Source organism: Microbulbifer sp. THAF38, from assembly GCF_009363535.1.
In the GTDB taxonomy this organism is placed as follows: domain Bacteria; phylum Pseudomonadota; class Gammaproteobacteria; order Pseudomonadales; family Cellvibrionaceae; genus Microbulbifer.
On record NZ_CP045369.1, the window covers coordinates 3,293,788 to 3,306,272 of the forward strand.

The 12,485-nt window shown below is 52.0% G+C and carries 8 protein-coding genes; 2 read left to right on the forward strand and 6 right to left on the reverse strand.

Annotation, left to right across the window (positions count from 1 at the left end; all coding sequences use genetic code 11):
• Positions 1 to 152 precede the first annotated feature (152 nt).
• From kdsA to FIU95_RS14255, 5 genes are all read right to left on the reverse strand, one after another.
• The gene (kdsA, locus tag FIU95_RS14235; RefSeq protein WP_152454398.1) at positions 153 to 998 is read right to left on the reverse strand and encodes a 3-deoxy-8-phosphooctulonate synthase; all 846 of its coding nucleotides are present in this window, start codon (positions 996 to 998) and stop codon (positions 153 to 155) included.
• A gap of 54 nt (positions 999 to 1,052) precedes the next feature.
• Complete coding sequence (locus FIU95_RS14240; RefSeq protein ID WP_152454399.1) at positions 1,053 to 2,687, reverse strand: CTP synthase; 1,635 nt, start codon at positions 2,685 to 2,687, stop codon at positions 1,053 to 1,055.
• A 125-nt stretch (positions 2,688 to 2,812) separates the two neighbouring features.
• A complete protein-coding gene (tilS, locus tag FIU95_RS14245; RefSeq protein WP_253868646.1) occupies positions 2,813 to 4,132 on the reverse strand; it encodes a tRNA lysidine(34) synthetase TilS in 1,320 nt (439 codons plus the stop codon).
• Between the two features lie 249 nt (positions 4,133 to 4,381).
• Positions 4,382 to 6,961, reverse strand: coding sequence for an exo 1,3/1,4-beta-D-glucan glucohydrolase (locus tag FIU95_RS14250; protein ID WP_152454400.1), 2,580 nt, complete (start codon positions 6,959 to 6,961; stop codon positions 4,382 to 4,384).
• Positions 6,962 to 7,265: 304 nt separating this feature from the next.
• Complete coding sequence (locus FIU95_RS14255) at positions 7,266 to 8,615, reverse strand: sugar MFS transporter (protein ID WP_152454401.1); 1,350 nt, start codon at positions 8,613 to 8,615, stop codon at positions 7,266 to 7,268.
• Between the two features lie 353 nt (positions 8,616 to 8,968).
• Here FIU95_RS14255 and FIU95_RS14260 point away from each other — a divergent pair, with 353 nt between their 5' ends.
• Positions 8,969 to 10,141, forward strand: coding sequence for a sensor histidine kinase (locus FIU95_RS14260; RefSeq protein ID WP_172975412.1), 1,173 nt, complete (start codon positions 8,969 to 8,971; stop codon positions 10,139 to 10,141).
• The gene (locus FIU95_RS14265; protein ID WP_152454403.1) at positions 10,138 to 10,974 is read left to right on the forward strand and encodes a LytTR family DNA-binding domain-containing protein; all 837 of its coding nucleotides are present in this window, start codon (positions 10,138 to 10,140) and stop codon (positions 10,972 to 10,974) included. The genes FIU95_RS14260 and FIU95_RS14265 overlap by 4 nt, the downstream gene beginning before the upstream one ends.
• A gap of 180 nt (positions 10,975 to 11,154) precedes the next feature.
• Here FIU95_RS14265 and FIU95_RS14270 read toward each other — a convergent pair whose 3' ends face one another.
• A complete protein-coding gene (locus FIU95_RS14270; protein ID WP_152454404.1) occupies positions 11,155 to 12,414 on the reverse strand; it encodes a sugar MFS transporter in 1,260 nt (419 codons plus the stop codon).
• Positions 12,415 to 12,485: the final 71 nt, after the last annotated feature.

Sequence of the window (12,485 nt, forward strand, 5' to 3'; positions counted from 1 at the left end):
TATTTCAAAATTTGTTTTTGAGAATATTTCTGATGGCCGCCTCTATAGTTAAGGCAGCCTCAGAGTAAGTACCAAGCGCCCTACAGTGCGCTAACCTACAGTGCGCTAACCTGCAGTGCGCTAAAAGGGCGCGCGCAAACTAATTCTTTCTTTTATTCGGTATCCAGAGGCGTAAAGCCTTTAATCAAATCATCCACGGCTTTCATCTGTGCGAGGAATGGCTCAAGCTTGTCCAGGGGCAATGCACTAGGGCCATCGCACAGGGCTTTGTCTGGATTTGGATGTGCTTCCAGGAACAAGCCAGCAATGCCAATAGCCAAGCCTGCACGGCCCAGTTCGGTTACCTGGGCGCGACGGCCACCAGAAGCTGCACCGGAAGGGTCACGCATCTGTAAAGAGTGCGTCACATCAAAAATCAGTGGCGCACCGCCGGAAGCATTGATCATGGTTCTGAAGCCCAGCATATCGACGACCAGGTTGTCGTAACCAAAACAGGCTCCACGCTCACACAGGATAATGTTTTCATTACCGCATTCAGCAAATTTCTCCACCACATTTTTTACCTGGGGTGGGCTCATGAACTGCGGTTTTTTCACATTGATTACCGCACCGGTAGCGGCCATAGCAGCAACCAGGTCGGTCTGACGAGCGAGAAAGGCTGGCAGCTGGATAATATCCACGACCTCGGCTACAGGCGCAGCTTGGTAGATCTCATGGACATCGGTAATCAAGGGAACCTTAAAAGTGTCTTTGATTTCCTGAAAAATCTTCAGTCCCTCTTCCATTCCCGGCCCGCGATAAGAGTGCACGGAGGAACGGTTGGCCTTGTCAAAAGACGCTTTAAAAATATAGGGAATACCCAGCTTTTCGGTGACTTTTACATAGTGCTCAGCCACCTGCATCGCCAGGTCGCGGGACTCCAGTACATTCATGCCACCAAACAGCACGAAAGGCTTATCATTGGCAACCTGGATATTTCCAACTTCAATGGTTTTCACTGTTTACTTCCTGTTATCTTCCCAAGCCTATCGAGCCAGGGATGGAATTACTCTTTAACCCTGGTTTTCACGCTGCTTCATTGCAGCTGCAATGAAGCTTTCAAACAGCGGGTGGCCATCGCGTGGAGTAGAGGTAAACTCCGGGTGGAACTGACAGGCAACGAACCAGGGGTGGTTCGGCAGCTCAACCATCTCTACCAGAGTGTCATCGGCAGACCAGCCGCCAATTTTTAAACCGGCCTGCTGCAGACGATCAACGTAGTTATTGTTCACTTCGTAACGGTGACGATGACGCTCAACGATGACGTCGGCACCGTAAATTTCACGGGCCTTGGAGTCTTTGGCCAGGCGACATTCCTGGCCACCCAGACGCATAGTACCGCCGAGGTCAGACTGCTCGTCACGCTTTTCAATTTTACCTTCGCTATCGATCCACTCAGTGATCAGACCAATAACCGGATGCGGGGTCTTGGTATTGAATTCAGTACTGTTGGCGCCTTCCAGGCCGAGTACGTTGCGTGCATACTCGATAACTACAGACTGCAAACCAAGGCAAATCCCCAGGTAAGGAATATTATTTTCACGAGCGTAACGCACCGATTCCAGCTTGCCTTCCAAGCCGCGCTCGCCAAATCCACCGGGAACCAGGATCGCATCGGCATCTTTGATCAGGTCGATGCCGTTCTCACCCTCAACGTCTTCGGCGTTGATAAAGTCGATATCCACCTTACAGCGGTGTTTTATACCCGCATGAGTCAGGGATTCGATCAGGGATTTGTATGCGTCCAGCAGCTCCATGTATTTGCCAACCATGGCAATTTTCACTTCGTGCTGAGGGTTCAGCTTGCCATCGACCACTTCGTCCCACTCGGATAGATCCGGTGCCTGGCATTCCAGCTGCAGCTTCTCCACAACGATATCATCGAGGCCATAGCCATGCAGCAGGCGCGGTACGCCATAAATGGTCTTGGCATCGGGCAGCGGTACTACAGCGCGCTCTTCAACATTGGTGAAGAGTGCGATCTTGCGGCGGGAATCCTCATCGATCTCACGCTCGGAGCGGCACAGCAGGATATCCGGCTGCAAGCCGATAGAACGCAGCTCTTTTACAGAGTGCTGGGTCGGCTTGGTTTTGGTTTCACCGGCAGTGGCGATAAACGGTACATAGCTTAGATGGATCAACAGGGCGCGGTTGGTGCCCATTTCCACACGCAGCTGACGCACAGATTCCAGGAAAGGCTGAGATTCGATATCACCTACGGTGCCACCGATTTCAACAATAGCCACATCAACATCGCGGCCACCTTCTACAACGCGGCGTTTGATCTCGTCGGTAATATGGGGGATCACCTGTACGGTGCCACCCAGGTAGTCACCACGGCGCTCTTTGCGCAGTACGGTCTCGTACACACGGCCGGTGGTAAAGTTATTACGCTTGGACATCCGCGTGCGGATAAAGCGTTCATAGTGACCCAGGTCCAGGTCAGTCTCGGCACCATCCTCGGTGACATACACCTCACCGTGCTGGAAGGGGCTCATGGTACCCGGGTCTACGTTGATGTAGGGGTCCAGTTTGAGGATGGTAACCTTGAGGCCACGGGCCTCCAGAATGGCGGCCAAAGAGGCGGAGGCGATACCTTTCCCCAACGAGGAAACCACGCCACCAGTTACAAAAATATAGCGCGTCATGCAAAACCTTGGTCAGTTGAGCGCTCGATGAATGTCGAGCTTACAGGGCTGGCCCGGGCGGATAATCCAGCTTCTCCCGGTGCCTTTGAGACGGGGCGCCAGGGTAGCAGAAAACCCCTTCCCGCTCAATCGAAAAACCGCCAGCTGGGCGGTTTCACCAAAGGCGCTCCTGGCACAGTTGAGCCCACCTTACAGCAGAACAACCCGGCGACAGCCACCAGCTCCCCATTCAGGTAGACCAGGGGTACCCTGTCCCGCAGCCAGGGTTCCAGCGCCCACTCCTGCAAAACCTTCTTGAGCATCTGGGAACGTGGCCGATTGCGAGGCTGAGTGCGCTCACCACCCCGACGGTACCTCACTTGATATGCTCCCTGGGGCCAGTCTGGCGCCGGTTCCAACACGCCACCTCTAGGGAGTGGTAGTGCTGAGACACCATCCCAAAGGAGTTCTTCATCGGTGCTGGCAAAGGATTCCAGAATGGGGGTCAGGTATAAAAGCTGCTGAAAGCGGCGTACAACGCGTCGACCCAAGCGCACTTCCACTTGCGCATCGGCACTCGCTCTCTCTATCTGCCCCAAGGCTTCCTGTAAGGTCACGGATTCCGGCGCCATACCAGCTTGTCGCAAAATCCAGTTCCGCAATAGATTTTTGCGTCGCGCAAGACTCAAATCACTAAATGCCGATATGAGGAGGCTCTCCCCAAACCTTTCTTTCCTGATATCACAGGCCTGCAAGTCAGCAAGTGCCAACTCCTCCAGCAGTAACGCCGACTCCCTAAGATTATCTGCGGCACGCTGAATGCTCTGCCGCGCCGGCCAACGTGCGGATAACAGAGGCATGACCTTTCGGCGCAAGTAGTTACGCTCAAAAGTCTCATCGGCATTGCTCTCATCCTCAATCCACCTGAGCCCATGTTCAAGCGCCCATGCTTCCAGCTCACTGCGCCCGACTGACAACAAAGGGCGAAGTAAGGATTTACCCTCACCCAAGGGCCGACTCTCCGCCATACCCGAAAGCCCAAGGGCGCCCGCTCCACGCATTAGCCTATATAGAAAGGTTTCCGCCTGGTCATCCCCGTGGTGGCCGAGCAACATTTGATCACCGGAGGACATCACCGAATCAAAAGCCTTGTAGCGAGCCTTGCGTGCACCCTGCTCCACCCCTCCATCGCTTCTATCAACTTGCATACGCACCGCAATGAAAGGCACCTGCAGCTCGCGGGCAAAGACTTCGCAATGGCGAAGCCAGCCGTCGGCATTACTACTGAGGCCGTGGTGCACATGCACTGCCCTAACGGGGATACCATTCTGATTGAGAAGGTGCAGCAAAACAGTGGAATCCAAACCACCAGAAAACCCTACCCACAGCTGCCCCTTTGCCGGGTGACGCTGCATCGCGGACTTTATAAGTTGCGGAAGAAAATTTGCTGCGGATTTGGAGATCACTGCCTATACCCTGGAACTGAGATCGACACAGTATACCGGTGCTGGGAACTGGCGTTGATGAACTGTTAAGTGGGAAGCAGAATATTGAAGGGCTGTGGCTTGCCAGCAAGCTATCAGATAGGTATCTGATAGCACCTGCGATGCTGGAGTTTTAACCTCCAGGATTGAGTCCCTAAGAGATGCGGCCCAGGCCCCAATGCTGGCTGGCCTGGGCACTTCATGAATAAAAGTCGCTAGGAATGAAAGTGACTAGCCGTCACAGCGAATATCGGCAGACACTGCGGCATCGGGCACCAATCGTACATTGGCTACGGCTATCGCTGCGGCACCCTCACTCTCCAAGCGGAACGCACTGAAAACCTTGCTAAAGTCAGCACCAGCTTTGGCAAAGCATTGCAGGTCTACCGAGAGACGGGTCCAATCATTCAGAGGCATACTTTTCAGGGTGGACTGCAGTGGCACCCTGGCAATACAGCCCTCTCCACAGGTCACTGCAGCTTGTAACGGCTTACGCAGTTCCTGATCAATGCGAATATTCAGACTCAGAGCTGAACCCTCCTCCAAATAAACGCCCAAGTTCTGCATATACTCCGCAGACAACTGCACGGCACCAGGGCGCAGGCCCTTCCATTCGAATAAACGCGCATCTTCCTGAGACGACATATCAATCGAAGTTACAACGATATTGTTATCCTCACCACTGGCTGCACGGTTGCCATTCACTGGAACTACCTCGGCTCCGTCCTCGGCAATATTCAATACCCAGGGAGCGCGCGGACGGGAGACCAATAACCAGGCATCCTCCAGTCCACCCACAGCCATATTTTCGCTGGTCTCCGGCAAATCGTTGCTGACCAGTGACTCCTCACTCGCACTCAAGCCGTAACCCAAGGCAAATAGGGGATCGTAGTGCTCGTGGTATGGATTCAAAACCGTTTGATTGGTGTACATCGGCCAGCTAAAGGGCAATTTCCCAATGAAGTCGTAGCGAATCTCGCCTTTGGCATCTCGGAATAACACATCGGCCACACCGGCACCCTCAGAGCCCGGCAGCCAGGCAGCCACGAAAGCATCCGATGCATTCAGTTCACTATTCACCCAGAGCGGGCGACCAGATAGGAAAACACTGACAACCGGAATACCCTGATCGCGCAATTTCTTCAACAGTGCCAGATCTTTCTTGTTGCCCCGCTGATACTCAAGGTTGGTGATATCCCCATGCCATTCCGCATAGGGCTCCTCACCATAAATGGCGATAGCCACCTGGGGTGCCTTGCCATTGGCAAAGCTGGCATGGTTAAAGCTTCCATCCTCACTCAGTATGGCTTCACCACCCGCTCCCTTTACCGCTGCAACAATGCCTTCAAAGATAGAAGTGGCACCGGGAAAATCTTCACGGGTATTACCAGTGCCCTGCCAGGATATTGTCCAACCACCACTTTGCTTGGAGAGGTTGTCGGCCCCATCGCCGACGACTAGAACATTCTGCTTCGCGGCCAGCGGCAACAATTGATCATTGTTTTTCATGAGCACCAAAGACTTGCGCACCGCCTCTCTGGCGATCGCGCGGTGCTCGGCATTACCGAGAATACCAGCCTTGCCCGCCAAAGGCATGTTGCGCTCGAACAGACCCGCGCGAAGCTTCACTCGCAGTATGCGGCGCACCGCATCATCCAAACGCTCAGTAGGGATTTCACCGCTCTTCGCCTGTGCCAAGGTATTGTTGTAGAGGGCCTTCCAATCCGCAGGCACCATAAACATGTCCAAACCGGCGTTAATTGCGGCAGCACAGCTTTCCAGGGTGCAACCCGGCACGAAACTGTGGCCATTCCAGTCCCCGACTACAAATCCATCGAAACCCAAACGCTCCTTCAAAACATCTGTGAGCAAGTATTTATGGCCGTGCAGCTTCTCACCATTCCAACTATTAAAAGAAGCCATTACCGTTTGCACACCAGCGGGCAAAGCGGTCAGGTAACCAGCCGCATGCACTTCTGCCAGTTCCTTTTCAGGCACAGCGTTATCCCCGCGGTCGATTCCGCGTGCAGTTCCACCGTCACCGACAAAATGCTTAGCCGTGGCCACCAGGTTTTCCCCGCGCAGGAAACCGGCATCACCCTTGGCCCCCTGCAAGCCTTTCACCATGGCTTCCGCATAGTCAGCCACCACGGCCGGATCTTCAGAGTAACTTTCGTAAGTGCGCCCCCATCGGTCATCCCGCACTACCGCCACAGTGGGAGCAAAGGTCCAGTCGATACCGGTAACAGCGACCTCTCGGGCGGTCGCGCGACCAATACGCTCGATCAGCTCGGCATCCCTCGCCGCCCCGAGGCCAATATTGTGGGGAAAAAGGGTCGCCCCAATAACGTTATTGTGGCCGTGTACCGCATCGGAGCCCCAAATCAGAGGAATGGCAACACCACCATCGGAAGTGTCCATGGAAGCCTTGAAAAAGGCATCGGAAAGCGCCAGCCAATCTTGAGGCGTGGCAAACTTATCGTTGTTTGGAAAGGCACCACCACCGTTTAGCACAGAGCCCAGGTGATATTTCTTAACATCTTCAGGGGTGACGTGGCGGATCTCCGCCTGAATCATTTGCCCCACCTTCTCTTCCAGAGACATGCGCGACATAATCTCGGAAATACGTGCTTCCAGCTTTTCGCTGCGTGGAAACGCGGGCTCGAGTAGCGGCCAGTTTTCCAGGCTACCGCCACTGCTTATCTGGGAGTTATCCTCTTTTGCCGGAACTTCTTCCCCCTGCGGCTGACAGCCAACAAGTGCCGAGACACAGAGCATTAAGCTCAGTGAAAATCGTTTTTTATATTTCACGGATAACTCCCAAAGTTTTCCCACGCTTGCCCTTCTGCCCTACCAATTCCATCGCTACCAGAATGAGTAACACAGATATTATTATTTCAGTGTAAACCCCCAAATTCCTATCACAGCCAATAAGGCCTCGATTGGATTTCAGGTATTCCACGCAACGGTATCAACGGAGCAAAGTGCAATACTTGCCGAGGAGCGCCAATAGAAATCCGATGGATTGGGCCAAATCACAGACAAGGCGGAAAACATTTTCTAGCCGGACTACTTAAAAAATAGCCTGGTGCAAAGTTTCAACTGCCATTGTCCACTACTCCATCGCAGCGCCACGCAGAGTCGGAGAAAAAGCACCGTAATAAGCGATATAGCAGTAGCACAGCAGCGGTACTAAAAAAGAAAGCTGGATACCCGCTTCATCGGCGAGCACTCCCTGAAGCAATGGAATAACCGCACCGCCAACAATGGCCATGCACAGAACACCGCTGCCCTGACTGGTGTACTGACCCAAACCTCGCAGCGCCAGGCTGAATATGGTTGGAAACATAATGGAGTTGCAAACCCCCACAGCGACAATCGACCATACAGCCAGGTAACCAGAGGAGAGCATCGCCACCCCGATAAGCACTACGGAACCCAGCGAACACACCGCCAGTGTTTTTCCCGCAGAGACATAGCGCAGTAATAAAGCCCCGGCAAAGCGGCCTACCATGGCGCCACCCCAGTAGTAGGAAACATACTTTGCCGCCTCAAATAACTGCATTTCAGCAACAGAGGATTCACTAAAAAAACTAACCAGAAAACTTCCTATAGCTACCTCGGCGCCTACATAGGCAAAAATACCAATTGCCCCCAGCGTCAACCTGGGAAAGCGCCAGATGGAAAAAGTCTCACTGCGGGATGGGCTTATACTGTGAAACGGGCTTGTACGGTGAGAAAGGCGGTGTTCGGGGATCGCTGGCAGGCGAATCCAGGAGAAAAAAGCCACCATCATCAACAGCACTACCGCCAACCAGAAATAGGGCTTTTCCACCAGGGCTGCCTCCCTAGCGCGAAATTCATCGACACTAGTGGCCGTATCGGGATCTGCGCCCATTGAAATCGCGGCAAAAAAAACGGCACCACCGGCAACCGGCGCCAAGGTAGTGCCCAGAGAGTTAAATGCCTGGGTCAGGTTTAAACGACTTGGAGCTGTTTTGGCACTGCCCAAAGCGATAACGTAGGGATTTGCCGATACTTGCAATACTGTAATTCCGGAAGCCAGTACAAAAAGCCCCAATAGAAACACTTCATAGATTTGCAGGCGTGCCGCAGGAATAAAAACCAGGCAACCGGCACAAGCCACCAATAATCCAAAGACCAGCCCCAACTGGTAGCCAACTCTACGCAATAGCAACCCAGCAGGAACAGAAACCAGAAAATAGGCCGCAAAAAAGTAAAACTGTACCAGGACAGCGCGGGTATAACTCAGCTCAAAAACATTTTTAAGGTGTGGCACCAGAACATCATTCAGCCCGGTAATAAAACCCCACAGAAGGAAAAGAGAAGTCAACGCTGCAAGATTTAAATACCCTGGAGAGCGCCCCTCTTGGGCCTGGGCATCTGAATCACAAACAGCCATTTCGTTCGAGTGAAGACTCGACTCGGGCAACATCTGGCGCATTGGAAACCGATCCCCAAATTTCAAACTCGTTTCTCGGCGATTATACTGTTCTTCCTAAACGCTTTTGAGTCGCCAGTGGAAAATTAAGGACAAAATGTGCAAATTTTTAAAGCCCTTAATTAAAAACACTTTCACTCAATGAAGGTTGTCATATGGGTCCAGATTGCCGAAAGTAACTTGACTAATCACCCCGGAAAGCGACAAAAAGGACCAAATAAGGGCTAAGCTGGAATCCCGGCGCACAGGCCCACTGGCGGGCTCCGGTAAGCCAAGGTAATATCTTCCGGATAATAATGAACGCGATGATGAGCGTCTATCCCGTCATTTTCACAAAATTAAATATACGGGACATCATGCAGTACTCTACCCGTCAATACTGGAATGCAACTGCGGAAATTCCTTCGACCCGCTGGTTTTGGAAATTACAGCTGGTCAGCTGGATTGGCATTTTGTTGGTGACATTCCTCTCCCTGACTCTCTGGCATTCACCCACTGAGTGGCCGCGCTTCGAGCCGGCAAATACTATTTTCCAATGTGCTGTGGCTTTTGTTCTCTCGGTATTCCTGAGACCCATTTTTGATATCGCCTGGTACTCTGAACTGGCCGTTCGCACAGTTATTTATCTACTCGCCGTTGCGGTGATTTCCGGCATCTGGACCCTGGTGCGCATGGAGGCCTATATCCGCCTGAGCGGGGAACACTCCATCTGGTCTGAATTCGGCGGCTGGTATTATGCCTCCCTCTTTGTCTTTCTCTTCTGGAGTGCACTCTACTGCGGGGTTAAATACCACATACTGCTTCAGGGTGAGCACAAGAAAATGCTTGAGGTAGCTGCAGTCAACGAGCGCGAGCAGCTGCGCAGGCTCCAGGCAGAGGCTATCGCCAATGAGGCCCAGCTTAAAATGCTGCGTTATCAGCTCAACCCACATTTTTTGTTTAATACACTGAATTCCATCAACGCCCTGATTCGCTTTCAACAGGCCGATGAAGCACGCGAAATGGTGGTACGCCTCAGCGATTTTTTACGCCTCTCCCTTAAGGAGAGCCCCATGCAAAAAGTAGAGCTCGAGCGGGAAGTGCAAGCGGTACTGCTCTATCTGGATATTGAGAAAACCCGTTTTGCCGACCGCCTGGCCGTTGACCTCAGTATCGATGAAACGGCCCGGCATGCACTGGTGCCCAGCATGTTGCTGCAGCCACTGGTTGAGAACTCAGTTAAATATGCCATCGCTCCCAATGAACTGGGCGGCACCATTAGAATCCATGCGAAGAGTAGTGGCCAACGCCTGTTGCTGGAAGTACAGGATTCAGGCTGCTCAGAAGATTGCGCCGGCGAGAGAAATTTTCAGGCCAGCTCCACCGGTGTCGGACTTAAGAATGTACGGGAGCGGCTCTCCAGCCTATACCCACAGAATTACCGTATAGAACAACAGGAAAAACCTGATTGCGGCATGTCGATACGAATCGATATACCGCTGGAAAAATCCACGCACCCCACCAATGAAACACAGGGAGAAGTCCAATGAACAAACTCACTGTCGTGCTGGTGGACGACGAACCCCTAGCCCTGCGCCTGCTGCAAAGCATGTTTGAGGAATTCCCGGATATAGAAATTGCCGCCTGCTGCCGCAATGGGCGTGAGGCATTGCAAGCCGTATCTGAATACAGTCCAGACCTACTGGTTCTGGATGTACAAATGCCAGGCATGAACGGCTTTGATGTGGTCAGTCGTCTACAGGCCGATACCATACCATTGGTAATATTCGCCACTGCTTTCGACGAATATGCCCTCAAAGCTTTTGAGGTTCACGCTGTCGATTATGTTTTAAAACCCTTAGATAGCGCTCGCCTAGAAACCGCCCTTGATCGCGCACGCCAGCGCTTGCAATTGGCACATGCCGATAAAAAGGATATCCACCAGGAAGAAAAAAACCGGCTGCTGCGCTCTATTGAGGAAATGAGTTCAACCAAGGGACAAGCCTCTGAGACTCGCACTCCAGTGATCAACAATCGCCTGGCGATTAAGGATCGCGGCAGTATTACTATGGTCAATCAGCAGGATATCGAGTGGATAGATGCTGCCGGTGACTATATGTGTGTGCATGTAAAAGGGGAAACCCATGTTATGCGCAGCACCATCAAAGACCTGCAAAAACAGCTGTGCCCGGATAATTTCAAGCGTATTCACCGCTCCACCCTAGTGAATCTCAACTATATCGAACACATCAAAGTACTTACCAAAGGGGAGTACTTTCTCACCCTAACTAGCGGCGCCAAAGTTAAAGTCAGCCGTAACTATCGCCTACCGATCAAGGAATTTCTTGAAGCCAATCGAGGCGTAGCTTCGGAAGTTTCCTGATAAGACTACCACTTCCATTCACTCAATACTGGCAGGGATTTGCCGGTATACCTAAAATTCTCAAACGAGAAAAACATCAGCCACATTGCCCTCTAGTTAATACAGGGTAATCATTTCTTTATAAGCAAAAAAAGCCGGTATGGAAATACCGGCTAAACGAGCTCAGAAGAGAAGAAAAAATTAAGCGCGTTTGTCTGGGCGGTGACCAATGGCACCGTAATAAAGAATGTAGAGGTAACAGAAAATAGGCAGCACAAATGCCAACTGGATACCCACTTGGTCCGCCAATAATCCCTGCAATAACGGCACTATAGCGCCACCGACTATAGCCAAGCACAAGATACCAGAACCCTGGCTAGCCGCCTTGCCAAGTCTCGCAAGAGCTAAACTGAAAATTGTTGGGAACATAATGGAGTTACACAGCCCCACCGCCAAAACAGCATACATTGCCAGGTAGCCATTAGCCGCCACGGTAATAAGCAGAAGTAGACAGGAACCCAGGGAACAAATTGCCAGTACTTTCCCCGCGGAAATAAAGCGCATAATCAAGGCACCGGCAAAGCGCCCAACCATTGCCCCGCCCCAATAGAGAGAGATATAAAAGGCCGCCTCAGACTCTTCCAGACCTGCAATGGAGTCTTCGGCAATAAAATTCACCAGGAAACTGCCGATTGAAACTTCCGCGCCGACATAGACAAAAATCGCTACCGCTCCTAAAACGAGATGGCGATAACTCCAGGCTGAAGCTTCACCTACCTGCGATGATGTCTGTGAAGTATTACTGACAATAGATGGCAGATTCAAAAACGCAAAAACCAGGGCCAACACGGCTAGGGTAGCCGCCAGAATCAGGTAAGGCACCTCGATCACCGAGGCACTGACTGCGCCGGCGGCAACTCCCGCAGCTGGGAGAATTAATAATGCACCGAATTGTGGGGCTACGGTGGTACCTAGTGCATTAAAGCCCTGGGTCAATGTCAGGCGGCTGGGTGCCGTGCGCTCATCTCCCAAAGCGGCGACATAGGGGTTGGCCGATACCTGTAAGATAGTGATACCGGAAGCGAGAATAAACAGGGCCCCAAGGAATAACCCATAGACCTCCATACGCTCCGCGGGAATAAATAGCAGGCAACCCAGCACCGCAATAGTGAGGCCTGTGACGATACCTTTTTGGTAACCGATTTTACTCACCAGGCTACCCGCCGGCAGGGAAACTAAAAAATAAGCCCCAAAAAAGCAGAACTGCACCAGCATTGCCTGGGCATAGTTCAGCTCAAAAATACCCTTCAGATAGGGAATCAGGATATCGTTCAAACAGGTTATAAAACCCCACATAAAAAACAGTGAGGTCAAAGCTACAAGAGCAAATTTTTGCCCCGCATGATCGCCAGCTTGCAACTGTCCAGCATCCGTTGCCGTATTACTTTGCAAAATCGCCATATTTATTTTCCAGAAACTTCTGCTGTGGCTATACCGTAAACGGCAAGCCAGCACCTAAACACTTGTTATTC